Genomic DNA, 24,969 nt, shown 5'->3' on the forward strand with positions numbered 1-24,969 from the left:
CGACCAGCATCCACGCCAGACGTGGATCGTACAATGTCCATCCCTTGGGCATGCGAATCCGGAGGATTTCGCCGTCTTCGCGACCATTGTCGGCACCCGCGGAAAGCCTGCTGCAACGGTGGTCTAGGACATTTTCTCCAGAGTTCCTCTGTTCCCCGACGCGTGTCCACGCCATTCGTCCGTGCCTACCTCAACATGCGGCAGAATAATATCAGCGGTCATGATGATTGACCGACGACATGCGCCCACCGCCTCATTCCGATTGACGTGATGGTTTCTGGATTGGCGAGGAGTTTCTGCCAGACGCTCGCACGCCGCGTCGATGATGGCGTCGTAGGTTTCGAAGACTCGGTTTGAGAGCCAGTTGGAGCGCAGGTATTGCCAGACGTTTTCCACCGGGGGATCGCGACGGCAGGAGGATCGGCGTGATGTTCTCCGGCACGTCGAGATTTGCCGTTGTATGCCATCCAGAGCGATCCATGAGCAGCACGGCATGCGCGCCCTTGGCGACATGGCGGCTGATCTCGTCGAGGTGGAGTTGCATGGCTTCGGTGTCGGCATGCGGCAAGGCCAGGGCAGCACCTTTGCCGCGTGTCGGGCAGATGGCTCCGAACAGGTAGGCGTTCTTGTAGCGCTGGTCGGCGGGCTGTCGGGGACGCGTGCGACGTCTTGCCCATTGACGGACCAAGCAGTTCTTCTGGCTGATGCGGGCTTCGTCTTGAAACCATATCTCCACCCCTGTGCCTTTCGGCAGGTGGACCAGATGGGCCTTCAGCGTGCGCGGGAGATTTTTTAAATGCTTCGACGGTGTCGGCATCCTGCGCACGCGGCCGGGCGCTCATGTGCGAGAAGCCCAGCTTCTTCAGCAGCGTCGACACATGGCGCTCGTGATACTCGACGCCGAAGCGCTCCTTGAGGACCTGCTGGAGATCGACGCGGCGCCACCGCACCACGCCGTCAACGGCAGGATCAGGGCCTGTTTCGACAATCTCGGCCAGCTCTGCCAGTCGCTTGGGCGAAAGCCGTGATGTGGGATGTGGGGCCATTCGACCACGAATCCAGAAGCCCATCCGGACCGGCTTCGTTGACCGGTGTGCCCAGTCCCGCAAGGTCTGGCAGTCCATCCCGCCGATCCTGGCGGCATCCGCACGGATCATACCGTCAAGCACCGCCGCTAAGCGAAAGCAAACGGCTGCTCTGCCGCGCGTCCTTCGAGGCCCGTGCCAACCGGCGAAGCTCCGAAGCCGAATAGTCTGTCCGCAACTGAACCGCTGATCCGATAAACGAGTCCCCCTTCGCCCCGAAAGAATCATAAATCGGGTCGCGGAGGAATCCGGGGAGCGAGTCAGAAATCGGCACCGCTGGTATAACAACCTCGCCGCGCTACCCGAGAGTCACGTTCGGCCCTGGGGGGTAGCGGTTCCGAAATACCGCGTGTGGGCGACATCCAGGATGCGATTGATCAAGCTCGAGTAGCTGTGTCCGGCCGTGTTCGCAGCCACGCAATATGACGAGGCCTTTGTGAGGGACGGATTGGCATTGATCTCTAGCACAAAAGGCTGGCCGGAGCGGTCGATCCGGACGTCGACGCGGGCATAGTCCCGGCACTGGCAAGCGCGGAATGTCGTGATCGAAATATCCCGCAGCATTGCCGCAAGCCTACTGTCGAGATGCGCCGGGCTAATCATCTGGGGCGCTCCGACGCCCATGTACTTCGCTTCATAAGTGAACAGCGAATTGCTATTGCCAAAGTCCTGCTCCACCAAAGGCAATACGTCTATTTCTCCGTTTCCAAGCAGCGGAACGCTGATTTCCCGCCCCTCGATGTATTCTTCAACGAGCGCGTCCTGCGCATACTGCTCGACAATCACTTCTACGGCCCGCTTTAGCTCAGAAGGTTCATGTACGAGCTGCAGTCCGAGGCTATCACCCTCACGGGGCGGCTTCACTACTACTGGAAATCTCAGGTCGCCAGTATTTTCAGTGCCTCGACGCATCACCAGAAAGTTCGGCGTCGGCACACCGCGGTCGCGGATGAGTATCTTGGTGACGATCTTGTCGTTGGCAAGCTCATGTCCGAGCGGGCTCGCTCCTATGTATGGAACGCCGGCCATCTCGAGCATGGCAGGAATCTGGGAGAAACGGGACTCGCCCTGAATTCCACTCGCCAAGTTGAAGACGAATCCTGAAGGGCGGGCTTGCGAATCGGGCGGCATGAACCGCTCAAGCGTAGTTAGCATGCCTTTATCGCCCTCACACAGCAGCACCTCGTGGCCGCCCTCTTGCAGGGCCGCCACCACACTTTCCCAGTCCCAGTCTGGCCAAGGCTGCGGCGGCTGCGGAAAGGGCTGGCCGAACCGGTTAATCACGCCAGTAAGATCTCTGTTCACAACAACAGCTACTCGCATGAGCTACTCCTTTGATCTTTGATAGGTGTGATGGTCAGTTTCTCGGATTTGCGCCGGTCCCCTCGAATCCCAGCACAAGCACTAGAGACCAGCCTGTCAGAAGGCTGATGAACAGTGTCATTAGCACTATGTGCAACGCGGACTGTACGTAGCTGCCGGTATAGTGCTGCGCAACATGTCGCCGGTCCCCAGGCAGCTCCAGCACCGCTGGCGCGTGCCAACGGATGGGCAGCCAGTACCGCGTGGGCGAGTGTCATGTGAACTCCTGGGTTGAAGACAGCGCGATGGCAATGTCGGAACCGCACCTGGCGACACACTCGCAATTGGCATGCCACGAAAGGTGTTGCGAGCAGGGGCACAAAGATCAGGGGGGCACCCTTTAAATGCTAGACCAAGACTAGTGGCCAGCCGCTCACATCTAGCGCGTAGGATGTCTGGTTCTGAACACGGAATGTCGTCAATCGGTACTGTTAAGAATTGCGCAGGTTGGGCGATGGGCGATCGGCGGAGCTGGTCGGGGTCACGCAGCCATGCATCCGTTGCTGCTAGGGTGCCGGCATAGGCCGCAGGTGTGAGATTGCCGAGCGCCGAACGCTGAATGCTGGCGCCGTTCGTTGTATCCGGCGACCAATCTAGAGATTACTGATCGCGCGTGATCGAGGTGGTAGAAGAGTGTCTCGTTCAATAGCTCGTCGCGCATGCGGCCGTTGAAGGCTTCGCAGATTCGGTTCTGCATTGACTTGTCTCGAGCGATAAAAAGTTCCGTTCGACGCTGACCTCCTGCCGTCCAGGCGAGCATGGCGTTCGAGATGAACCCGCTTCCGTTACGGCGCGGCGATCAAGGTGAGATCCTCCCAGGTTGATTGCCGCACCGCATGTTGCGGCGGTAGGCATAACAAACCTCTTCTCAGCGGCATGGTTAGACAGTTGTGTCGAGCCGCCTTCGCGCACGAACTGTCGGAAATCCGGCTCCAGCACCTTAGTCCGTTGGCACGAATCCGCGTGTAGCGCGACAATCAGGGAGAGAACGGAATACGAGGCAGGACTTCGTCATCGTGGCAGTTTGACCCTGTGGGTGACGCCGGAAGCCCTGTCCAGGTGGCAAGTGCCAAGACGCAAGAAGTGGCGGCCAGCACCGCTATTTTGATCTGGCGATCGACACCATCTTGACGCTGGGTCTTGTCTTTGGGCCTGCGGCTGCGCCGGGCAGCAGGCTTGCTGGAAATCGGTGCTGCAGCTGATGGGCTGGCGCTCGCTGTCCCCGGTCACACCACCCTGAGCCGTCGGGCGCGGACATGGCAATCACCCAACGGCATGATCGCCAGGTTCCGCCGGACGGATCAGTCATATTCTTGTCGACAGCACCGGTCTCCACGTCTACGCAGCGGGCAAGTGGCTGGAGGACAGTCACGGCGCCAGATCCCGTCGCAGTTGGCACAAGCTTGATCTGGCACTGGATGCCGACAGCGGCGAGATCATTGCCCATACCCTGACTGATCAGGACACTGGCAATGTCTCTCAAGTTGAGCCACTGCTCGACCACTTGGCGGTCCGATCGGACGGTTTACTGCCGATGGTGCCTATGATGGAAAGCCAACTTATAATTGCGACGCAGTCATCAATCACAGCGCGTCTGTCGCCACTTCATTCCCCCTCGCGTCAACGCGGAACCGATCGACCTTCCGACAAAAGGATTGCATATCACCGCAATCAACAGAGACGGCCGGATGAAATTGGCAGGTCTCCAAGTACGGCCAACGCTCGCTGGTTGAGACCGCCAATAGGGCAATAAAGTCCATCGTCGGGCGACGTTTGCGGGCACGCTCGCTTCCCGTTCAGCAGACCGAAGTCGCCATCGGCTGCGCCGTCCTCAACCGCATCCTTGCCCGCGCACGCCCGCAATCCGTTCAGGGGCGAAGCACAAGCTGGATATAGTTATAGATCAGTCTAGCGGACAGATGATGGCCAAGGCGCATGCCTGTTTATAAACGATCTGCGTTCATATGTTCATATGTTCATACTACGCCCCTTTCATCTTCAGCTGAGCCGGCATTTTGCACGCGTGCGGCTGCCCGATCAACGAGACGGTTCCATCGGCTGCATTGCCTTTGCGGCAGATCTGAATAATTGAGCCGCGCGGCCGCTTCCTGTTTTGTCAGCATTCCACGTTCCCGCAGGCGGTCATATCGAGAGTTACTGGTGAACGAGATTGGCCACTCGCAAGGCCGCGAAGCGGGTGTCGTGGCGACCGCGGCGCGTCGCCCCGCCCGGGGCGATATCCTTGTTGGTTGAGGAGTTCGGCGATCTCGGAATAGATGTCGTCGTCGAGGAGTTTGTCGATCAGTTCGACACTGCCGGGCTGCGTCTTGATCTGTTGCGCGGAAGATTTTGGGCTCATGGTCGTGCGTATTCCAATGATCCGGACGGAATCGCGTCCGGTTTTTGATCGGAATGCCGTCCGGTAAATCGTCGGAATCCGCATGGTCGTGAGCCTCTGGATTTTGCAGCCTTGAATCGCACGTGAACCTCGGTGGTTGCTTCCGCCGGCAGCTTGACGAGGGTGACATCCTCGACGAAGCAGTCGCTGCGTTCGCGGTTTGGTATCCGGATCTGCCCAGAGCTGGCTGAAATCCACCGTCATTGCCACCAGCCGCTCGCGGACAGCTTTGTCGAGGATGAATTGATCGGGCTTTCGGCCGCGCTCGCGCCCTTCGCGGGCATTGGCCAACATGCGGAGCTTCTCGTTCCATTCGCCCTCGAGCGTGTCGGCAAATGAGGCGGAGACGTATGCCCTTCTTCGCCGAATTTGCCCGGATTGCCATACGTTCCGACCGGTCAAGGGCTACACCACACGCTGGATCCGACCCGTCTTCGGCACGTTGAGGTTCGCAATCCCCGATGGATGCTGTGCCGGGAATGCCATCCAGGGATGGTCGGTGCCTTCGCGCCGCTGAAGGAAATTTGTCCCGATCGAGCGACACCGGAGCTGATGGAACTGACGGCGCGGCTAGGAAGCATGCTGCCCTACCGGCAGGCGGCGAAGGTGCTGGCCGATTTCCCTGCCCACTGAACCGACTGAGACGCATGCGACCGTACGCAAGCGTACCATCAGGATCGGCAAGCGGCTCGACGATCAGGTCATACAGGAAACTTGGCGCGCGAGGTCCCAAACGGATGACCGATGCAAGCTTGAGATGCAGCTGCCCGAAGATCGGCGCAAAGAGTTCGTTATTAGCATCGATACTGCTCATGTTCGCAGCGCCGAGACCAATTCAGTGCGAAACTCGACCTCGTCGTGGCCAGATGCGGTCGCGGCGGACGGGGCGAACCAGATGGCCGCTATTTCGTCACCGGCAGCAGCGGGCAGCATGCAATTCGCGATCGTGCTCTTCACGCCCCTCCAAGACGTCAGATGTCGCGGCTTCGGCGATGTGACGGTGATCTCGGACAGCGCCGAAATCCTGAAGCGGCTGCCCCGCGCCCATGCCGAAACCGACGACCCACATCATCGACTGGTTTCACATCGCCATGAAGATCCAGCCCATGCACCAGATCGCCGATTACATCGTACGATCCCAGTCCGGTCCATTGAAGCGCTTTCGACCATCGGCAGGGACATCAGAGCCGTGAAGTGGCGCCTGTGGCAATGACGTGTCGATCGTGCGATCCGCGACTTAGAGAGGCTCGTGGAAAGCGAGTTCTCGATCGCGCGGCTGCACAGCCCTCGGCGTGCAGCTCCTGACCTATATACGTTCGAACCGCGGTGGGATGGTCAACTATGGAAAGCGCTACCGGTCTGGACTGCGCGTCGCCACCACTCTCGCCGAGTCGGCGGTGAACTCGCCCTTCGGCAAACGGATGGTCAAGAAGCAGCAGATACGCTGGTCCCTCCAAGGTGCGCACATGCTCATGCAGGTCCGTACGGCTGAACTGAACGGCGAGCTTCCCGATCGACTGCGGGCACCATTCTGACAGCCTGCGCCGAACGTGCCGTCACTTTTCAAGTCCAAACCACCCCTCCTACGAGCCGCGTAACCCCAGAGGATTCACCGGTCTCGGACGACATTAACCGCGTATGCACCGATCCGGTGACGGCGCAGGTGACGATGACTTTTCGCGGCGCCATTTTCAGCCTTCGACCGGCAGGTCGAGCTCGCCGGCCAGCACTTGCAGCGAGTCACCGATGATGGCAACGATCTCACCAATCTGTTCTCTGGTGACGATCATAGGCGGCGCCACCATGAAATTGTCGCCGTCGACGCCGCCTTTGACCTTTCGGCCATAGATGATGAGCCCACGTTCATAGGCGAGGTCGAGCAGGCGCTGGGCGGCTTTCTTTGCGGGAGCGATCGGCCTCAGCGTATCAGGGTCGGCGATCATCTCGGCACCTAGGAGCAGCCCCTTGCCACGCACGTCGGCGATAAACGGAAACCGCTTGGCCAATCCCTTCAATTCAGCCATCAAAAGGTCGCCCATCTCAGCCGCATTGGCGATCAGGTCGAGGCGGTCCATCTCGCCGAGCACGGCGAGCCCGGCGGCGCAGGCGAGCGGATTGCCGGCATAGGTGTGGCCATGCTGAAAGCCGCCGGAGGCGAGCAGCGGCTGCACCAGCCGCATCGGTGCCGCCAGCGCGCCGAGCGGCGCATAACCCGAGCCCAGTCCCTTCGACAGCGCGACAATGTCGGGCTTGCAGTTCCAATGGTCACCGCCGAGGAATTTTCCGGTGCGGCCCGCACCACTCATCACTTCGTCGTGGATGAGCAGGATACCGTAGCGGTCGCAGATTTCGCGGATGCGCGGGTAATAGCTGTCCGGCGCCACCAGCGCCGCGGTGGCAGCGCCGCCGACCGGCTCCATGATGAAGGCGAGCACGCTCTGCGGTCCCTCGGCGAGGATCTTCTCCTCCAGCATGTCGGCGTAGCGGATGCCGCGCTGCTCCATTGAGAGGTTGTCGCGGTCGCGCCAGGCGGCCGGCGCCGGCACGGTGGGCATGAGCTGCATCATCGGCGCAAAAGTCTCGGCCAGCGCATCGTCGCCGGTAACGGCGAGCGCCCCGAGCGTGCCGCCATGATAGGAGGGAAAGCGCGTGATCACCTTCCAGCGGCTGGCCTGGCCAGTGGCGACAGCCCATTGCCGCGCCAGCTTGACGCAAGATTCCGTCGCTTCCGAGCCGCCGGAGACGAAAAAGATGCGGTCCATGCCTTCGGGGAGCTTGGCGGCCAGCTGCCGCGCGAACTCCTCTGCCGGCTCGTTCTCGAAATGCAGACGGTAAGCGAAGGTGGCGCGGTCCATCTGCCGTTTCATCGCGTCGAGCACCTTGCGATTGGAGTGGCCGATATTGGCGACCATCGGGCCGCTCGATCCGTCGATGAAGCGGCGGCCATCCTGCGTCCACATGTAGATGCCTTCGGCGCGGTCGATCAGCGGCCGGCGCAGACTGGACAGATAGAACAGATGCGAGGCTTCGCGGGCTTCCGGGGCAGGGGACTTCAGCATGTCATGACTTTCCGAGATAGCGGTCGAGGACATTTCTGGTAACACGCTCGACCATCGCATCCTGCCTTAGCAGGCCGGCAACCCATTCGCAGCTTCCGGCGTGAAACACCTCGCCTTTGCCGCGCGGGAAGTTGACGATCATGCCGTTGCCGCGCTTGACCTTGTCGAGATTGGCGTCGCTCGCCTCGCCGAACAGCGTCTCGGCGGTAAAGCGGCCATCCTCGTCGCCGCAACCGGCATAGACCCCGCGCGTCGCGTTGAGCCCGAGCGTCGCCGAACCTGGCCGGCCGATTTCGGGCCGCCTCCCAGGAAAAATTGGGGGCCCGGGTGATGTTGCCGCCGCGATAGGCTGGGTCCTCGGCACAGCCGCAACCCTCGGCCGAGCACTGATCGGGTGTGCCCCGCCAGCGCGCAGCGATGGACGATTTCTCGAACATCTTTGTCTCGGCGTCGCCGTCACGATAAATATCATGGCGAATGACTGAGCCGTCTGAAAGGCCGCTGGATCGATCGGATTCGGCAGAGCAGAAATGGAGGGCCAGCATTGGTACTGCTCAATCTCCTCGTACTTTGGATTAACTGGAGAGATTTCGCCCGTGAATCCTCCTTTCTCAATCATGCGCAGCATGTCGTTGCGCGGCGTTCCCGCACGAGGGCTCGCACCAACAAGGCAATGGAACGTGGAGCCAGAAGTGGCTCCAACCTGTGTGTCATTGGAAGATACCTCTATATTCTCGCTTTGGTTATGCAACGACATTGGGTGCGGCTTACGACGTGTCCGCTTCCCCAGTCGCGAGCTTAAGATAGTTATAGACAGCGGCGCGGCTGATCCCAAGTCGACCGGCAATTTCTCGCACTGTCCCGCGCATTTGGAACGCGCCCAGATCGTGCAGACGGCGCACAAGTTCAATGCGGTCTTCACGGTCGAGAAGGTGCGCTGGACGATGGCAATCCTCAAGAAAGTTCTCGATTATCTGCCTTAGGGGCAGAGAACTTGGCAAAAAGGTTTCCTGAATCTCTTTCGGATGCGGCTCTGTCCGGGTTAGTTCGGTAATCGCCCTTTGCGCCATAAGCAGGTCACCGGTAGAAAAGTTTACGGCGAGATAAGCAACCGTCTTCCCATCGACGATGATTGGCAGCAAGCTAACCCTCAACTGCCTACCGTCCGGAGCAACCGAGCTATAGTTGAACAGCGGCTCTTGAAGATTCTGCAACTCAGCCTTGCCAATCGCAATGCGGGTCATGAGGTCGCCGACACCACGACGGGTAACATGTCCATTGCCTATAGCCATAATCCGGGGCGGCGAAGCGCGATTGTCGTGCAGCACCACCTCACAATCTTTCGTTATGCTGCGTGCGATCTGAGGCACAAGCTGGGCCAGCGTATCCAGAACATCCTGCACGCGCTGTTCACGATGTCCGCTAGACTGATCCATAATAATATCCAGCTTGTGCTTCGCCCCTGACCTCAATGCCACTAGCAGCGCCGAATGCAAATGGCGATCTGAGGTTTTCCATGTTGACAAAATGGCATGTTTAGACGAAATGTCAACTCATCGCTGTTTGCATAATGGAATCATGTTATCAAAAGACATATGGTTACGAGACGGCGGCTGCTCGATGCGGCGCCGATCGCCTTCTGCCAGTTTGTGTTCGGTGATCGCGGCGAGAAAGCGAGCGGCGGGCCAACCTTCCTTGTCGGCCTGTTCGGCGAACTGCGGCCGCATCCCCTTTATGGCAGGCAGACGCAGTTCGTAGGAGGCTGAGCCTTGCGGCATCGCCGGTGCTGTTCGACTTCAGCGTCTCCCGTCATAGTGAGTTCGTGGCTGGTGCCGATCAGGCCTTCATAGGCGTCGAGCGTGGCCAGATACAGGACGACGTTCGGCAGCCGGGAAGGATCCGGGGCGAACCGTTCGCAACGCAGCCATGTCAGGCAATTGCCGTGCTTCGTTCGCGACGTTCAACTGATCGGCCAGTTCGCTCTCGCAGCCGCGCTCGTGGGCGAGGGCGAGGAGTTCGACCATGGTGCGGCAGGCCTGACGCTCCCGGCAAGCGATCCACGAGCATGTCGAAAGTTCGTCGATACGCCTCGCGGGGAAAGAGCTGGTCGCGGTAGACGAGGTCAGGAGCGCCATCGGCTTCCGGCGCAGTGAATGGATGACATGGCGATAGTTGACGACCTGGTCGTGCTTGCCGGATGGAGAGGCTCGCCCGCGCGTCAGCGTCATGAGCTGGGATGAAGATATCCAGCCGATCGCCGAAGAGCCTCACCCTCAGGCGGTGGCCGATCAGCCGCGAAGGCACGGTGTAGAACACCTTGCGCAGGGTGAAGCCGCCCGAGGAGGTGGCGCGCACGGTGACTTCCTCGTAGTCGGACGTGCGCCGCCTGGGCAGATCCTGGAGTTCTGCGCGCTCGAGGTCGATGCGCTTGGAATTGCTTGCATTACAGCGACCGACGATCTCGTCGACGAAGCGACGATAGGCGGCCAGATCGTCGAAGTCGCTCGACCCTCTCATCAGGAGCGCGTCATGGATCGCACGCTTGAGGTGGCCGTGAGAACCTTCGATGGAGCCGTTCTCGTGCGCGATGCCGGCATTGTTGCGGGTTGCGGTCATGCCGTAGTGGGCGACGAGGTCCTGGTAGCGACGCGTCAGGTCCGCGCGAGCATCCCTGTCCAGGTTGCGAAACGCTGCCGACAGGCTGTCCGAGCGGTGCTCCCGCGGGCATTTCGCCGAGCGACCAGAGCGCGTTCTGCAGGCCTTCGGGCAGCGCCACGAAGCTCTCGCCGCCGAGCACGACATGGGCATGTTCGAAGCCGGAATAGGCGAGTCGGAAATGGAGCGACTGACCGGCTATGGTGACGCCGGCGCCGCTCATGTCGATGAAGTCGACAGGCTGACGCGGCCGGGCTCGTGCACCTGCCGGAAGATCACTTCCTGTTCCTCGCCATGAACCGCGCGCGAGGATCGAACGCGGCGCTCGATCGTGCGGCGAAAGCCGGGGCCCAGTTCGGGATGGCCTCGCAGCATCTCCTCGAGGATGGTGATTGGCCGAATGCCGGGCGCCGCCTTGAGCAGCGGCACGATCTCGGCCTTGAAAATGTCGGCGAGCGGCGGCGATCCCGCGGCACCTTCCTCTGCGAAGGCAGCCTCGAATCCTTCTCCACGCGATACGCCGTGGCCGTGCTGATCGACGTCTTCGCCGCCGCGTCGGCCGTCGTGTGGGTTTGCCGGAACTTCATGAAAAGCCTTCTGTGTTGCCGCCCGTGATGCAAGAATTTTCTGAGGCAATGAGCGTGTGATCGAGTGCGGTCTTCTGTCAGGCTTCGTGTGCGCGTTTCCGAAGCCGCTGGCCGGTATGGTGATCCGCGGACCAGGTCCAAATCTCATCTCCGAGCGCGCTGGCTCTGAACGAAAGTCTTCAACGGCTTACGCCACATCCGCCAACCCACCGCGAATTTTTCGAGCTAGGCGCCAAGACCGAGAGAACGTCCCGGCTCTGTGGAACGCGATGGGCTCGCTTCTTGAACTGGAACTTTCGATCATGTGGGCCCACTCGATGGAAGCTCTGAAGAGGCGCTGCGGGGACGAACGAGCCGGGCGCGGCGAATATTCCTTGCAGGAAAACCGCTGAAAAGGTCGCGTCCCGGGACGCGACCCATCTGAAAGCACAGAGCAAAATTGCAAGGGTACGCTATGGATCCGCCGTGAAGATATCGAGCCAACTCGATATTCCACGCTAGTCTGGAAATCGCATCGTAGCGGAATTCGGATGATACTGCAGCCGCATGCGGCTGGCGATCTGCTGTGATGACCAGCCAATCTGTGATCTGCTGGATGACCGATTCGCGCACATGGGTAAAAACGGGCGGCCTTGCGCAGCTTGGCTCTGCGCCCACGTGCCATCTCATCGGTGGCACACAATGGTAGCCGCTCAGATCTGGCGTCTGGCATACTCAAAAGCATTGCACTTGAGCTCGCGGAAAACGTCGAACGGAGCCGTCCGTCCCCTCAACAGAACTCAGCGCCGATTGACTAACCCACGCACTCTTATGCTCCCTTACAACAACGTCGGGTGCCCGACATCACCTGTCGGGTTCGTCGAGTCTGCGACCCCGGCGGTGCGGCCTGGCGTCCTACCGCACTCTTCACGGAAGAATATTCTTCTTCGTCTCGATCCGCCAAATCGGCACGAGGCTTGCAAACATCGGTGCGAACAGCATGGCTCTCGAAGGCGCGGATGCGGTTCTGCATCTCGCGGCGACGGGAGGTTCGGTGCAAGACCTTGAGCTCAAGCACGTGCCGCCATCAAAGGCAGCTTGAGCTTCAATCAACTTCAGGACGAAACGATGAGCGAGTTCCTTGGCCGTTATGTTGATCACCAGATGACCTCGCCTTTCGCAATGGCGCAGCATTCGGCTAAGATAAAACCAATTGCGAACGATCTTGCAAGACGCGGAGTTCTCCTGGTCGCATCCTGCTTGCGAGTTGAGGTCTATGGTCAGGAGCACGCACTGAGAAATATCGACAGCACGATATTTTCTGGCTTTTCAGCTGAACGAATTGAAGGTGCGCCCACTATTATTAAGCGCCTCGCCGAGATTGCGTCCGGCGCTCGTTCCCAGGTCCTTGGCGATAATTATATCAGCGATCAGCTCGCGAAAGCTATCGAACTTCTTGACCAAAGCCTTCCTATTTTCCAGATGGTACGGTTGGCAATTGATATAGGTCGCGCATCGCGTGAGCGACAGCGGTTTATTGCATCGCTCAACTACTATCACATCGTTCGAGACATCATTGCTCATCGATTTCCGAATGGAGAGCTACCTGATCGCCTTTACCTGATCGGGGCGGATAGGCCGATTTGCGAGCTGATCAGAACTGGTCTTGGAGAGCGATTTCGTTCCACGACAATCGTAACGCGGAACCCCAAGAACCTTCGCAAACGTCTCCGCGCCTGGCCTGACATAGACGTCGCGCTCACGCGCCCGGCAGAGATAGGGCACGCACGCGAACCACGGTCGATCGTCGTAATCGCATGGGCCGATGTCAATGATGAATACCAAGCCATTCTCCAGCGCGCGCTTCTCCGATTAGAGCCGCGCACCATAATAGATATGGCATCAAAGCCGTTACTCTCGAAAGCAGAATTTGTTAAACTCAACTATGTTACCGTGCACGACAAAGAGTTTCTCCTGGCGTTCGAAGGAAACAACAAGAAGCTTGCTCCGAAACTGCCGATCTTGTTGTCGGATATTGACGAAACACTTCGAGCAGCGCAAACCTATCTTTCCGCAAAGGCGCCGTAGCCCCACAACAGCACACGCCGATTCGGGCGATTGGAGAATAATGATGCTCATGGCACTCAAACAGGCGAACCGGTCATGGTGGGACCGCAATGTGCCGGAGGCGCACAGCACTTTGGTGACGGCCACCTTGATGCTTTCGTGGGCGTCGGAGACGATGAGGTTGACGCCGCGCAGGCCGCGGCGGGTCAGCTTGCGCAGGACGGCCCCCGCCTCACATGCACTGGCTGTTCAGCAGGTCGGGAGGAACAAATGAAGGCCGAGGCTTTCGGCAGCCCCATTACATCGTGCAAGAGATTGCAAGTCTTGCCGAGGCCATCGATCTTCTCGATGAATGGCCGCAAGATCGCAGAGATCGTGCCCACGACGATGAGCACAAGCCTGTAGGTACGGCGCGCGACGCGCTTTACGTCTTTGCGAAGCAGGTTGGGATATTGGAGGATGCGACCTCTGCGATGCAGTGGATTGCTGCCTGCAAAGCGGGCACCGCAAAAGTCTAAATGCTATTCGCCGATGCGACTGGAGCGAGGCGCGAGTAACATTCGGTTTAGCTTTCGGCCTGTCGCCGCAGACTGGCTGTCAAGGAGGGGAGATGGCCGGCTTGAGCAAGTTCGAAAGGCCAGTCATTGTGCAGGTCGGCCGCCACGGCTCAGAGCGTATCGTGCTCGACGTCAATGACGCCGTCGCTATCTTGCTGCGGGATATCGGTCGTCAGACCGAGAAGAGTAGGATAGCAATGGACGTATGTCTGCAGGTGCTGCGTGGGAAGGCTCGGTCGCCAGTTGATCGACGCGCTTTCGTCGCGGCCGATGCTGGTTGACCTGCGACAGGCTGATCCGCAATCCCACGCCACTCGCCAATGCGATTCCGCAACTACCTGACAGAATATGGGGCTGATCGCCGCCAAAGAATGTGCAGATCGAACCGCTGCTCGAGCGTATCTTAGCAGATGGACGCTGCCGGATTGGCGGCGGGAGCTGTTCGCGCTTATGCTCAAGAAATATGCGCAGTTTGCAAACACATCTGAAAGATGTCGACGCCAGATTTGAGAGCTTAACATCGGGCCAAGGAGTGCAGACAGCGCCTGGCGCCACTCCCGGTGTCGGCCCCCGATCGGTGCGTCGCTACTGGTGATGAAGACGCCGGCATCTGAGACTTTCGATCGGCCCCCCGAGACTTTGCCGCCTGGCTCGGCCTAACGTCGAAGGATAATTCCAACCCCGGCAGGTCAGGCTCGGCAGATCACGCGTGCCCGCGACGAAGCCCTGCACAGCGCGCTGGTTGGCGCGCGCACCTGGAGATGGCCGCACTCACGGTATTTTGCGGCATTAGCCTGCATGCCTGTCGACGTCATTGAGCCGATGTCCAGCTACGAGTGCTGGCCCCGGCATTCCATCAACAACGGCGAAGCCATCCTGCTCCAAATTGCCTCTAAGCACTTCCTTTGCAGGCGCCAGCGGAGACCCAAAGAACAGGAATGATCTGCTTGTTCGGTGGCGAGGCTGCGCTCCACTAATGGTTTCTTCGAGGTTCCAACGGCTGTAATGAGGCGGATGGTCATTCGTAAAACTGATCAGAGCGTTCCTCGGACTTCGGACAACTTTCTCGCCTGCGGGCAACAACAAAGCCTTTTCGAATGATCCAGCGACCGATTTGCCTGTGCGGGGCTGACGGTAAAAGGGCGCACGAGGCGCCCTTATCTTCAACGACCCGACTTCACCTTCCCATCAGAAACGGTAGGTGATGCCTGCGCCTATCAACCACGGATCGAGCGCGGCCTTTCCCGTCAGCTTCGCGCCGTCCACCGTGACATCGAAGTCTGGCTTGAGGAAAAGCTTCTTCGCGTCGAAGTTGACGCCCCAGTGCTGATCCACCATGTAGTCGAACCCGACCTGCAGCGCGGTGCCGAACGTGTTCTTAACATGGAGAGCATCTGCGCTGCCGACGTCCTGGTTATAAAAGATCGTGTAGTTCACGCCAGCACCGAGATAGGGCTTGAACGCGCCGAAATCGGTAAAATGATACTGCAATGTGAGCGTGGGCGGCAGCAGCCAAACCTTGCCGATATTGCCCAGCGCGCCGATCGCTCCTTGGCCCTCGATGTTCGCATAGGTGGTGCCGAGGATAAGCTCGGCGGCGATGTTGTCCGTGAAGAAATAGGAGATATCGAGTTCCGGCGTCACCGTGTTTGAATAAGAAAGACCGGAGCCGGGCACTGCATTGACGTAGCCCGAATCCTCAGTGACGACCCCCAACGCACGCAGCCGGATCTGCCAAGGGCTTGGCGCTTCCGTGACCGAGGCTCTTGCCTGCGGGACGCACGCGGGGTGCGCAAGGTCCGCCGCGACGGCCTGCTGTCCCACCACCATGAGGATCACGGCCGCTGTTACTCCCGGCGCCACGCCCATTCGCTTTCTCGCCATGATATTCTCTCCTTGCTCTTCAGAAATGATGCGATGCACTATGAAAAATCCTGCTGGAATCGACGGAGCGCTCATGCGCAGTTTGCGTGGGACAGCGCACACATTATTTGCGCCGTGCTCGCAATCATCGACCTGTACTCACTTGTTGAAACGTTGCCCTTTGTCTCCGTTCCACCTATCGAACGCCCTCGGCTTGCCAGCCGATCGCGCTGCGAAGGAAATTGGTGCCCAGGGCAATGAATGCGGCCCGCTCCCGATTGTTCTTGCCGGAGCCATGCCCGCCCGCGCCGGGCTCGTAGAAGTAGGCGGGATAGCCAAGAGCCTGCAGCTTTGCGGCCATCTTACGCGCGTGGCCCGGGTGGACGCGGTCGTCCCGCTTCGTGGTGGCAAGCAGGATCGGCGGGTAGGGCTGTCCAGGTGTCGCGGCGTGATAGGCCGAGATTTCCTTTAGGAAAATCCATTCCTCCGGCTTGTCGGGATCGCCATATTCGTCAATCCAGCTCGCGCCCGCCAATAGCTTGGTGTAGCGGCGCATATCGATAAGCGGGACTGTGCAGAAGAGCGCGCCGAAATGCTCAGGATAGCGGGTAAGCATATTGGCGATCAGAAGGCCGCCATTTGAGCCGCCCTGGGCGGCAATCCGCCTCGGCAGCGTAATGCCTCTTCGCACGAGGTCGGCGGCAACGGCGGCGAAATCGTCATGGGTGAGACGCTTGCCCGCCCTGCGCCCCGCCTCGTGCCAACGGGTGCCGAACTCGCCGCCGCCCCGGATGTTCGCCACCACGCACGTGCCGCCGCGTTCGAGCCACAGTTTGCCGAGCGAGGAGTTGTAGTGGGGCAGGACCGATTTGCGGTACCCGCCGTAGGCGGTGAGGTGAACCGGGGCATCCCCGTTCCTATTCGCCGGACCGACCTGCGTATAAGGGATCATCTCACCATCGGTCGAGACTGCCTCGTGGCGCGTCATCACCAGCCCAGATGCGTCGAAATTCTCCGGGTCGCGCTTCAGGATTACTGGAGCGCCGAGAGGCGCTGCGGCATTGAGGTCTAGTAGGAGACGCTTCGGCGGCGTGATCGGGTCCTGAGCCGAAATGAGGACCTCTCCATTGGTCTCGTGAGGTTCAGCATCGAACGACCAAAGGTGAACAGTCCCTTCGGTGGGCACGGTGTCCAGCGCTCGGCGCGTCCATTCGTGGCCCTGGGGGGTGAACATCTCGAAACGTGGATCGAGGTTGACGAGGTAGGAGATAACGAGCTTCCCGTTATTCCAGAAGAATGATTGCAGGGAGCGCCTGTCGCCTGGTTCAAAGAGGATGGCAAAACTGCGCTCGCCGGCGATGAAGGAGGAAAGCGAGATGCCGATCAGCGCGTCCGCGGCATGGGTCATCCCTCCGACTGTCCAGGGCTTGCGTGGCTTTACCGCCAGCCAGTCGCCGAAGCCGCTCCACCAGGCGTCCCGAGGAAGGTCGATCCGCATCTTCGGCCCGCTCCTGTCGCCGATTCTGACGATCGTCTCAAAGAAGGTCGACCCCTCGATGAACCAGAGGCGCTCGCTCTCAGCGGTGCGGTCCAGATGGCCGGACACGCGAATGGATTCGGAACCGGTTTCGAATATTACCGGCGCGGTGAGCGGATCCGCGCCACGCTTCCACAGCCGCACGGTGCGCGCGTAGCCGGAGCGGGTGGCCATGCCATCACCAAGCGCACTGGAAAGCAGCAGCGTGTCAGGGTCGAGCCAGTTAACCTCGCCCTTGGCCTCCGCGAGGTTGAAACCATCGGCGACAAAGCTAAGAGATCCCAGATCGAGTTCGCGATGCACGACCGCGTCGCTGCCGCCGCGCGACAGGCGCAGAACGGCTCTTTCCCGTCTCTTCGGCTCAACGGACGCGCCGCCCCAGATCCAGTCCTCTCCGTCACTAGCGGCGAGGGCGTCCAGATCGAGCAGTAGCTCCCACTGAGGATCAACTTTCATATAGGCGGCAAGGGTGGTCCGGCGCCACAGTCCGCGCGGATTTCGGGCATCTTGCCAGAAATTGTAGAGGTACTGGCCGCGGCGCCTGCTCAAGGGGATCCGGTCAGGGCGATCGAAAATCGCTGTCAGGGCGTCATGGTCCCGCTCGAATTGCGGTCCACCGAACTGCTCCAGGGTCCTGGCAGACTGGCTGGCGGCCCAGTCAAGTGCCCGTTCGCCTTCTACATCTTCGAGCCAAAGATACGGATCATCGTCGGGACCATTCAGCGTTGGGCGGCAATCGAATGCGGTCATGTCCGGTTAACCCGAAGAGTGAAGTCGCCTGGAAAACAGGCGCAAAGTCTTCCGTCGGCCCGGGAAAGCTCCGCTTTCGCGGCTGCGACCGCATGTTCGGCGCGCATGATCATGTAATGATTTCTCCTCTGTCCGTGCCGCAGCGCGTTTTGCGGACAGCCTCGCAGGAGTCGTGCCAAATAAGAAAATCGTTTCAGAACAATGCGATCACCCTGATGACGCTGTGTCTCATGTCCGACATCGTCGAACATCCGACAACGAATGCAGCCGTGACCGCCTGATAGAACCTCCCGTGCCAGCTCGGTGGGCACTGCGGAATATGCAGTGAAGCTCACCGCGAAACTGGCCGAACTTCGGATCGACATCGGCGACGCGACGACCACTGCGTCGCCGATGTCGGGCGCGGCACGGCCTGAGGACACCGCGGCGCGATCATCGGATAACTGCGTTTACGTTGCCTCTATCCTGGCCCACCGGTGGGCGCGCAAAGGACTGCTTTGCGGCCTCATCCCTCCGCCTGGATTGAGTCGTAGGGACCGAACGGCGCACGTGCTTTTGGAACCGGCAGAGTGGTCATCACGCAATTGTCTTCCGGCTATCTTTCCAGAGATTCGACAATCCAGTTGGTGAAGGTCCCATATCGCCCAATCATTGATGTGCTTAGGTCTGGGCATGCCCCCATCTGCAACCATCTCATCAAGAGCATCGATCCGACACCAACATAGAGAATTGCTTCCCCATGAGAGAGGCGTCGCGGCGGACATGAGAGTGCGCCACGCTTCATGATCGCGGGCTCCGAAGATGTCCGGGATCGAGCCAGTGAACGGCACGATAGGGCGAAGGATCTGGCAGCTCTTGCAACTGCTGACCTCGATGGGAGAAGGAAATTGCGATCTGTCCGGCAGAGACACAAGGTTCTGCACTGTCCGTTCATGAAGACTTCCTGCTGGTCTCCATAAGAGAAGTATTCTGGTGCAGAAGGTGCCCCGATTAGCTATTCGGAAAAAGGCGACATCGACGTGCAAATCGGGCGCCGCAGTGAGGCGTCTCCCTCAATGTCGGATTTCCGACAGGATCGCAAATCCGCCAACCCATTGTTTAATAAAATGTTCCGTCTTTGGCACGGCCGATGCAGGGGACTCTGCATCGAAGAGAGGTCGCCCATGGTCATGTGCACCGAAAATGCCGTCGCCGCAGTGAAAACCGCGCTCTCGCCTACCATCAAGCCGCCGAAAGGCATGATGGTTGAGGCGGGGCGATTGCGCCGGCTTCAACACCTCATGGGCTTGGAAAGCGTCTCGCGTGGCGACGCGGGCATCCAGACGGGCGGATAGGACATACGTCGTTGCCCCACGTCGCCGGCATGACCCCAAACCGGTCGGGACCAAGGCTCGAAAACGTCCGCCAGGGGCCCAAAGGCTATGGCCGATATTCGCCGCGAACAAGCCGGCTAGTGGGAAGACTCTATAGGAGGAAAGCAGTGGAGTTGTCTTGCGTTGGGGTCGGTGCCGGGCCGTCTAATTTGAGCCTTGCGTGTCAGATACACGAGCAAGTTGGGCAGGGGGCACTGTTCCTGGATCGGCAGGTCGACTTCCGCTGGCATCCAGGCATCGCTTTCGATTCCTCGGAGCTCCAGGTCTGCCACTTCAAGGATCTGGTCACGCTGGTGAATCCGCGATCAGCCTACACTTTCGTAAACTTCCTGCACGAGAACGGGCGTCTGTATCACTTCCTGAACGCACAGTTCGAAGCCGTGCTCAGAGTTGAGTTCGAGCAATACCTGAACTGGGTCTTCCACAGGAACCCACTTGTGCGTGGCGGCGAGACGGTGCGTGAAATCCGCTTTGACGGCGAGTTTCGGGTGCGGACGGATAAGGCGGTTCTCGGCGCCAGAAACGTCGTGGTTGGCATTGGCAAGCAGGCGCAAATCCCGCCTCAGTTTCAGGGCTGGACTGGACGCAACCTGTTCCACTCATCTGTTTTGCTGCACATCCATCCTGAGGTGCGGAGAAAGCATGTCTGCGTGGTTGGCGGAGGGCAGTCGGGAGCCGAGGTGATGTTGCACCTTGTCGGCCTGCCGAAAGAACGGCGGCCTGCCTCGATCACTTGGGTCTCGCAGCGCGAGAACTACCTGCCTCTCGACAACAGCCCCTTCACAAACGAGTTGTTCATGCCCTGCTTTTCGGATCGTTTCGCGGCGATGAGCGAGTCGCAGCGTAAGCTGCTCCTGCGGCGTTACGTGCTTGCCTCGGACGGCATTTCGGAAAGCACGTTGCGCGCGATCTATCAGGCGCTGTACCGCCACGCATTTTTCGAGCCAAACCGATGCGACATCACACTGCGGCCGGGCTGCACCGTCTCGCACTGCATCAACGCCGGACCGGGTCACAGGCTGACCCTGCAGCACGGCATGGACGACGTCGAAGAAGTCACGGCTGACATCGTCATCCTGGCCACCGGTTACGAGAACGCGGTGCCAGACTTCTTGGAGCCCATCGCGCACCGGCTGGAGCAGATCGACAATGAATTAGCTATTCGCGAGGATTTTTCGGTGAGCTGGGACGGACCGCGTGACAGACGCATCTTCGTACAAAACGCGAGCCTCGGGCAGCGCGGCCTGGCCGATCCGAACCTAAGCCTGCTGGCCTGGCGCGCGCGCCGCATCCTCGATAGCCTTCTTGGGCGCGCGCCATGCGCGAACCCCGAGCATCCTGGCTTCATCAGCCATACCTCGATCGAGAGCTGGCCCGACCCCGCAGCCGAAGAAATGGGCAGCGGGATATGACTCGTAGACTTTTGATCATCGGCGGTGGCATCCTAGGAATGATGTCCGCCTCCGCTGCGGCGAAGGCCGGAGGCTTCTCCGAAATCATCGTGACCGAACAAGCCCTTGGACCAAGCGGCACATCGCATTATTCTGCGGGCGTGCATTTCCCCTACGGTTGTCAAGACCGTACCAGGTCGCTCACTCGAAAGAGCGCCGTGGTCTTGGCGGCCATGGCTGGGTCGGCGGTCAGCGGATGGTGCCGGCCTTTAGCGATGCGTGTCGTGGCTGGACCGGGTGAAGCGATTGATCCGGCCCAGTTTACGGAACCCCTGGACCCGGCTGAGCCTGACATAGGCAGTCTCGCGCCGAGCTTCTGCGGACAATATCCGCCGGAGCGGAACGCACTTAGCATCGCCGTCCCACATGACGTGAGTCCGTCTCAGTGGACCCCGCAACTTGACCAGCACCCGACTGCCCTAATTGGGATGTCCGACCAACCAGTCTTTCCAACAGGAGGCTTTTCGCATGTTGACTGATGCACAAAGAGAAAAGTGGCAGAAAGACGGATACGTCAGGCTCGAAAGGTTCTTCGCTCCAGCGGCTCAGGAAGATATCTCTACTTTTGTCGAAGATATGTCACGCTGGGATGTCAGCGATGATAAATGGCTCATGTGGTTCGAGAAGACGACGGACAATCGAAAGATCATCTCCAAGATCGAGAATTTTCTCGACTTCCATGATCCATTGCGTCGTTTGCTCTTAGAAGATCAGCGCATAAAGTCAGCGGTCGAGGATTTGCTTGGCGAAGATTCGCGCAGGCTCAAGGAGTTGCTGATTTTCCACTACCCCGACAGCGGCGGCTATCTCCCGCATCAGGACATTTATCACATTCCACACAAACTCCCCGACCGGATGGTCCATGCGGTAGTTGCCATAGGCATCGACGACTCCGACCCGGAAAACGGCGGGCTTTTCTTCAGCCCCGGCAACCACAAGAAGGGGGTGTTTCCCATGGATGCCGGTGGGGTGATCGATCCTCAAGTCGCCGAAATGTTCTCCTGGGAACCCGTAGTATGGAAGGCTGGCGACATCTTCATCTTCGACGATTACGCACCGCACTACTCACGACCGAACAAAAGCAATCGGTCGCGGCGGACACTCTACTTGGTGTTCCAGCGTGCTTCAACCGGTGGCCCGACCCGCGCTGAATATAACGTGCTTAAGCGCGCCCTTAACCCGCCCGAGGGCAAAGTGGCCGATCTCGACAAACTCAAGCCCCCAAATGGCATTTTCTATCGCGATTGAGCTCACGCAGCCAGGCGGAGGCATGCACACGAAACTGATCGACCGCTCAAAAATGCGCGGAGAGTATGGCGTTCTGATTTGCGGGCTCGCGGAGCATCGACCGCAGCCCGTTACGACGGTTCGGCACGTGGATTGTGGAGGTGGTCGCAGGGCGGTCTTCTATGACGCCTACAGCCCGACTGGCGCCCCCCTCGTCGCCCGCCTGGTGGCCCAGAGCTGCATTATCCTGGCCGGGGCCGCCAACGGGTCGGGCCGTTTCTCTCCGCGAATCGCACGGGAGGCTGTTGCGTTGGCAGCCGAAGATCCCACGGCTTCAACAGCTTAGGTTCGTTGTCATGCGCAAACACACGTTTTCTCGAACGGAGCTGTCGCGGGCGTTCGGTATCGACATGGCCACGCTCGGAACGGGAAGCGTCGGCACGGGTTTTTCGTTCGGTAGGCTGGCGCCGGGCGCTACATCCGAGCCCCATCGGCACGACGAAATCGAGGCCTTTGTGGTCCTTTCTGGCGCGGGCAAAGTCACTACCGACCGTGGGGAAATCTCGGTCGAGGCGGGCGATGTCGTTCTGTTCCACCCTTTTGAAGCGCATGTGCTGCGCAACGACGGAAACGAAGACCTAGATTTCGTCGATGTCTACTGGCGAGACGGCGACGCCGCCCTTGATGCCGCTGCAAAGACCACGGCTCCACGCGGGCCGATCTTCGTCTTCTCCACGCCGCCAACGCCAAATGGCGATCTGCATCTGGGGCATCTTTCTGGCCCCTATTTCGGCGCCGACGTCTATACTCGTTTCCTGCGCATGAAAGGAGTCGAAGCATATCACCTCACTGGAAGCGATGACAACCAGAGCTACGTCACGACACGCGCCGATGCCGATCAATCGACGCCTGCAAACGTGGCGCGCTACTACGCCGACGAGATTCGCGCCACGCTTGCACTTCTCGATTGTGACGTCCACAGTTTCCAACCCACAATGGGCGATGACGGTTACGGCGAGTTTCAAGCCGCGTGTTTCCGCAGTCTTCTGAGCAGCACGGCGGTAGATCTGCGCCAGAGCCCTGCGCTTTTCGATGCTGTGACAGGCCACTATCTTTACGAGCCGGATGTTAGCGGCCTCTGCCCCGATTGCGGCGGCTCCGCCGGTGGCAACATCTGCGAGGAATGCGGCGCCCCAAACCTTTGCCACGACTTGGGTGCAGCCCGGTCACGGCAGTCCGCCGAGGCGCCGCTGGTCGGCTCCGTCCGTCGCCCGGAACTTGCCTTGGACCGATGCTACGACAATATCGACCGGCATCTAAGGGCATCGGGCGTCCCGCTACGGATCTTGGATCTCTTCGCGCGCCTACGCCGACGCGGCAACTTTTCAGTGCCCATTACCCACCCCTCGGACTGGGGCCTGCCGGCCGAAGGGTTCCCGGGGCAAGTGATCTGGGTGTGGCCGGAGATGGCATTCGGTTTTCTGTACAACATCCAGGCGCTCGGCCGCTCGATGGGTCGCGACTGGAAGGCGGAGATGCCCGGCAACGACTGGCAGATTGTCCATTTCTTCGGCTTCGACAATTCGTTCTACCACGCGTTACTCTACCCCGCTCTTTACGCCGAGGTCTTCTCCCACTGGACGCCACGCATCCGATATCACCTCAACGAGTTCTACCTGCTCGACGGCAAGAAGTTCTCAACCAGCTGCCGCCATGCAGTCTGGGGCAAGGAGGTTCTGAGCCCAAAGACAGTCGACGTCGTGCGCCTCCATTTGGGCCTGACACGCCCGGAAGGTGAGCGGACCGATTTCACGCTGGACGCGCTGCGCCGCACCGAGAGCGAGGTGTTCCAAGGGATTTGGCTGAACTGGCTTGATGCGTTGAACCAGGAAATCAAGCAGGATTTTAGCGGCCGTGTACCCGATGCAGGCGACTGGAGCCCGGCCGACCGCGCCTTCTTTGCTCGGATAGAGATCTATCGCGCGGCGATGGAGAGCGCCTATTCGGACGAAGGCTTCTCGGTCCGGCGCGCGGCCGCTCAGGTCTGCGATTTCGTGCGCGATTGCGTGATCTACCGTCGGGCGCAAGACTATGCGGCGGCGCGACGTTCCTATCCCGCCCGCAATCGGACTTCGCTAGCCCTTCAGACGACGGCCGCTGCGATCCTGGCGCCGACACTCGCTCCGCTGATGCCCCGATTCGCCAGAACGCTGGCGCGAGGCATCGATGGCGTCTCAATCGAAACATGGCCCCGGTCCGTCCAGCGCCTTGCGCCCGGGACGCGCTTTGATCTCGGACCCGTGTTGGTGTTCTACGCCAAATCCGGCAATCCTCATCTCGATGAGGAGGAAGCACTATGAGCCCAAAGGTGCACCAGTGAGCTATCCCAATCTCGACCAGATCTGCGCGGCAATCAAAGCCGATGATGCCAAATATCTTTACTCGCTGTCACTGGCGACCGAAGCCGCTATCAGACGGTAGAGACCAGATTGGCGGACCTGAACTAACGCATCGTCGACACCCTGGCCCGCGCCTTCGAGGACCGCTCGGCCGATCGCTTCCCAGCCCTTGCTGTTTCGTGCCGCAAATGCCGTGTGGGCTCGACTGCGCTGACCAACCTCTTCGGCATCGCGGGATTTCCGTCCTCCAGCCGGTCAAGACTGTCATGCCGTTCGAGGCGCTTGGTCAACCTGGCGCGCCCTGGATCGTGCGCCGACACCGGAAATCTCGAATGCGAATGCCTGCCTGATGGTATCTTCGATTCTGGCCGAGCCTGTACTGGCGCCGCAGTCGGCCGAAGAACAACTGAGCTACTGACAATCGGAAGGTAGCAGGTTCAAAATTCTGCCCCAGAAACCGGATATTGCGCACAACCAGCGTTCACGATCGCGATGGTGCACAAGCCTCCAACCAGACCCGCGCAAAGACAGCCCGTCGCCTGAAGATAGTCGGCGAGGGTCGCCAAATCCCTCGCAAGCGTAATCCTCCGTCACATGCACGCCGTTTTCGCCGACAATGC

At 59.9% G+C, this 24,969-nt stretch carries 16 protein-coding genes and 9 pseudogenes; 12 read left to right on the top strand and 13 right to left on the bottom strand.

Features of this window, described 5'->3' with window-relative positions; genetic code table 11:
• Window positions 1–218: 218 nt before the first annotated feature.
• The 3 genes and pseudogenes from NKI97_RS16940 to NKI97_RS16950 all read right to left on the bottom strand — a co-directional run.
• A pseudogene (locus tag NKI97_RS16940) lies at window positions 219–1,281 on the bottom strand (IS630 family transposase).
• Window positions 1,282–1,394: 113 nt separating this feature from the next.
• Window positions 1,395–2,408, bottom strand: a complete 1,014-nt coding sequence (locus NKI97_RS16945) for a D-alanine--D-alanine ligase family protein (RefSeq protein ID WP_352835396.1) — start codon at window positions 2,406–2,408, stop codon at window positions 1,395–1,397.
• A gap of 480 nt (window positions 2,409–2,888) precedes the next feature.
• Window positions 2,889–3,234, bottom strand: a pseudogene (locus tag NKI97_RS16950) (integrase core domain-containing protein); the annotation flags it as partial.
• 189 nt (window positions 3,235–3,423) lie between these two features.
• On the opposite strand from NKI97_RS16950, the pseudogene NKI97_RS16955 reads away from it, so the two are divergent.
• Window positions 3,424–4,343, top strand: a pseudogene (locus tag NKI97_RS16955) (IS5 family transposase).
• A gap of 220 nt (window positions 4,344–4,563) precedes the next feature.
• Here the strand turns inward: NKI97_RS16955 and NKI97_RS16960 are convergent.
• Entirely contained in the window at window positions 4,564–5,139 is a 576-nt protein-coding gene (locus NKI97_RS16960) for a hypothetical protein (protein ID WP_352835399.1), read from the bottom strand.
• A 198-nt stretch (window positions 5,140–5,337) separates the two neighbouring features.
• On the opposite strand from NKI97_RS16960, the gene NKI97_RS16965 reads away from it, so the two are divergent.
• The 3 genes from NKI97_RS16965 to NKI97_RS16975 all read left to right on the top strand — a co-directional run bounded on the left by NKI97_RS16965 (window position 5,338) and on the right by NKI97_RS16975 (window position 6,380).
• Window positions 5,338–5,478, top strand: coding sequence for a hypothetical protein (locus tag NKI97_RS16965; RefSeq protein WP_352835402.1), 141 nt, complete (start codon window positions 5,338–5,340; stop codon window positions 5,476–5,478).
• Between the two features lie 124 nt (window positions 5,479–5,602).
• On the top strand, window positions 5,603–6,058 hold the full coding sequence (locus NKI97_RS16970) for a hypothetical protein (RefSeq protein ID WP_352835405.1): 456 nt from the start codon (window positions 5,603–5,605) through the stop codon (window positions 6,056–6,058).
• Between the two features lie 118 nt (window positions 6,059–6,176).
• On the top strand, window positions 6,177–6,380 hold the full coding sequence (locus tag NKI97_RS16975; RefSeq protein ID WP_352835408.1) for a hypothetical protein: 204 nt from the start codon (window positions 6,177–6,179) through the stop codon (window positions 6,378–6,380).
• Window positions 6,381–6,536: 156 nt separating this feature from the next.
• Here the strand turns inward: NKI97_RS16975 and NKI97_RS16980 are convergent, their stop codons facing one another.
• The 6 genes and pseudogenes from NKI97_RS16980 to istA all read right to left on the bottom strand — a co-directional run.
• Window positions 6,537–7,904, bottom strand: a complete 1,368-nt coding sequence (locus tag NKI97_RS16980) for an aminotransferase family protein (RefSeq protein WP_352835411.1) — start codon at window positions 7,902–7,904, stop codon at window positions 6,537–6,539.
• Between the two features lies 1 nt (window position 7,905).
• Window positions 7,906–8,130, bottom strand: a pseudogene (locus NKI97_RS35495) (N,N-dimethylformamidase beta subunit family domain-containing protein); the annotation flags it as partial.
• Between the two features lie 303 nt (window positions 8,131–8,433).
• A pseudogene (locus NKI97_RS16990) lies at window positions 8,434–8,661 on the bottom strand (CoA-binding protein); the annotation flags it as partial.
• A 10-nt stretch (window positions 8,662–8,671) separates the two neighbouring features.
• Window positions 8,672–9,340, bottom strand: a complete 669-nt coding sequence (locus tag NKI97_RS16995; RefSeq protein ID WP_352835414.1) for a helix-turn-helix transcriptional regulator — start codon at window positions 9,338–9,340, stop codon at window positions 8,672–8,674.
• Window positions 9,341–9,496: 156 nt separating this feature from the next.
• Window positions 9,497–9,704, bottom strand: a pseudogene (locus NKI97_RS17000) (hypothetical protein); the annotation flags it as partial.
• A 13-nt stretch (window positions 9,705–9,717) separates the two neighbouring features.
• A pseudogene (gene istA, locus NKI97_RS17005) lies at window positions 9,718–11,146 on the bottom strand (IS21 family transposase); the annotation flags it as partial.
• A 1,107-nt stretch (window positions 11,147–12,253) separates the two neighbouring features.
• Here istA and NKI97_RS17010 point away from each other — a divergent pair.
• Window positions 12,254–13,213: a hypothetical protein gene (locus NKI97_RS17010; RefSeq protein WP_352835417.1), complete on the top strand. Its 960-nt coding sequence runs from the start codon at window positions 12,254–12,256 to the stop codon at window positions 13,211–13,213.
• 96 nt (window positions 13,214–13,309) lie between these two features.
• Here NKI97_RS17010 and NKI97_RS17015 read toward each other — a convergent pair.
• A pseudogene (locus NKI97_RS17015) lies at window positions 13,310–13,411 on the bottom strand (transposase); the annotation flags it as partial.
• Window positions 13,412–13,428: 17 nt separating this feature from the next.
• Here NKI97_RS17015 and NKI97_RS17020 point away from each other — a divergent pair.
• The 3 genes and pseudogenes from NKI97_RS17020 to NKI97_RS17030 form a co-directional block, all read left to right on the top strand.
• Entirely contained in the window at window positions 13,429–13,710 is a 282-nt protein-coding gene (locus NKI97_RS17020; protein WP_352835420.1) for a DUF982 domain-containing protein, read from the top strand.
• A 92-nt stretch (window positions 13,711–13,802) separates the two neighbouring features.
• Window positions 13,803–14,030 (top strand): DUF982 domain-containing protein, encoded by a 228-nt coding sequence (locus NKI97_RS17025; protein WP_352835423.1) that lies wholly within the window; start codon window positions 13,803–13,805, stop codon window positions 14,028–14,030.
• Window positions 14,031–14,035: 5 nt separating this feature from the next.
• A pseudogene (locus tag NKI97_RS17030) lies at window positions 14,036–14,505 on the top strand (transposase); the annotation flags it as partial.
• A gap of 432 nt (window positions 14,506–14,937) precedes the next feature.
• Here the strand turns inward: NKI97_RS17030 and NKI97_RS17035 are convergent.
• Window positions 14,938–15,633: an OmpW/AlkL family protein gene (locus NKI97_RS17035; protein WP_502907110.1), complete on the bottom strand. Its 696-nt coding sequence runs from the start codon at window positions 15,631–15,633 to the stop codon at window positions 14,938–14,940.
• 175 nt (window positions 15,634–15,808) lie between these two features.
• The gene (locus NKI97_RS17040) at window positions 15,809–17,899 is read right to left on the bottom strand and encodes a prolyl oligopeptidase family serine peptidase (RefSeq protein WP_352835426.1); all 2,091 of its coding nucleotides are present in this window, start codon (window positions 17,897–17,899) and stop codon (window positions 15,809–15,811) included.
• A gap of 1,163 nt (window positions 17,900–19,062) precedes the next feature.
• Between NKI97_RS17040 and NKI97_RS17045 the strand changes: the two genes are divergently transcribed.
• From NKI97_RS17045 to NKI97_RS17060, 4 genes are all read left to right on the top strand, one after another.
• Window positions 19,063–19,233, top strand: coding sequence for a hypothetical protein (locus NKI97_RS17045; protein WP_352835428.1), 171 nt, complete (start codon window positions 19,063–19,065; stop codon window positions 19,231–19,233).
• A gap of 146 nt (window positions 19,234–19,379) precedes the next feature.
• Window positions 19,380–20,684, top strand: coding sequence for a lysine N(6)-hydroxylase/L-ornithine N(5)-oxygenase family protein (locus NKI97_RS17050; RefSeq protein ID WP_352835431.1), 1,305 nt, complete (start codon window positions 19,380–19,382; stop codon window positions 20,682–20,684).
• Between the two features lie 507 nt (window positions 20,685–21,191).
• Window positions 21,192–21,971 (top strand): phytanoyl-CoA dioxygenase family protein, encoded by a 780-nt coding sequence (locus NKI97_RS17055; protein WP_352621179.1) that lies wholly within the window; start codon window positions 21,192–21,194, stop codon window positions 21,969–21,971.
• A gap of 335 nt (window positions 21,972–22,306) precedes the next feature.
• Window positions 22,307–24,310: a class I tRNA ligase family protein gene (locus NKI97_RS17060; protein ID WP_352835433.1), complete on the top strand. Its 2,004-nt coding sequence runs from the start codon at window positions 22,307–22,309 to the stop codon at window positions 24,308–24,310.
• Window positions 24,311–24,969: the final 659 nt, after the last annotated feature.

The organism is Mesorhizobium sp. M0296 (assembly GCF_040321675.1).
GTDB lineage: Bacteria > Pseudomonadota > Alphaproteobacteria > Rhizobiales > Rhizobiaceae > Mesorhizobium.

Excerpts from the sequence above, each read along its gene's own strand:
- NKI97_RS16945 (WP_352835396.1), bottom strand. The coding sequence starts at position 2,408 with ATGCGAGTAGCTGTTGTTGTGAACAGAGATCTTACTGGCGTGATTAAC.
- NKI97_RS16960 (WP_352835399.1), bottom strand. The coding sequence starts at position 5,139 with ATGTTGGCCAATGCCCGCGAAGGGCGCGAGCGCGGCCGAAAGCCCGAT.
- NKI97_RS16965 (WP_352835402.1), top strand. The coding sequence starts at position 5,338 with ATGGTCGGTGCCTTCGCGCCGCTGAAGGAAATTTGTCCCGATCGAGCG.
- NKI97_RS16970 (WP_352835405.1), top strand. The coding sequence starts at position 5,603 with ATGCAGCTGCCCGAAGATCGGCGCAAAGAGTTCGTTATTAGCATCGAT.
- NKI97_RS16975 (WP_352835408.1), top strand. The coding sequence starts at position 6,177 with ATGGTCAACTATGGAAAGCGCTACCGGTCTGGACTGCGCGTCGCCACC.
- NKI97_RS16980 (WP_352835411.1), bottom strand. The coding sequence starts at position 7,904 with ATGCTGAAGTCCCCTGCCCCGGAAGCCCGCGAAGCCTCGCATCTGTTC.
- NKI97_RS16995 (WP_352835414.1), bottom strand. The coding sequence starts at position 9,340 with ATGGATCAGTCTAGCGGACATCGTGAACAGCGCGTGCAGGATGTTCTG.
- NKI97_RS17010 (WP_352835417.1), top strand. The coding sequence starts at position 12,254 with ATGAGCGAGTTCCTTGGCCGTTATGTTGATCACCAGATGACCTCGCCT.
- NKI97_RS17020 (WP_352835420.1), top strand. The coding sequence starts at position 13,429 with ATGCACTGGCTGTTCAGCAGGTCGGGAGGAACAAATGAAGGCCGAGGC.
- NKI97_RS17025 (WP_352835423.1), top strand. The coding sequence starts at position 13,803 with ATGGCCGGCTTGAGCAAGTTCGAAAGGCCAGTCATTGTGCAGGTCGGC.
- NKI97_RS17035 (WP_502907110.1), bottom strand. The coding sequence starts at position 15,633 with ATGGCGAGAAAGCGAATGGGCGTGGCGCCGGGAGTAACAGCGGCCGTG.
- NKI97_RS17040 (WP_352835426.1), bottom strand. The coding sequence starts at position 17,899 with ATGACCGCATTCGATTGCCGCCCAACGCTGAATGGTCCCGACGATGAT.
- NKI97_RS17045 (WP_352835428.1), top strand. The coding sequence starts at position 19,063 with ATGGTCATGTGCACCGAAAATGCCGTCGCCGCAGTGAAAACCGCGCTC.
- NKI97_RS17055 (WP_352621179.1), top strand. The coding sequence starts at position 21,192 with ATGTTGACTGATGCACAAAGAGAAAAGTGGCAGAAAGACGGATACGTC.
- NKI97_RS17060 (WP_352835433.1), top strand. The coding sequence starts at position 22,307 with ATGCGCAAACACACGTTTTCTCGAACGGAGCTGTCGCGGGCGTTCGGT.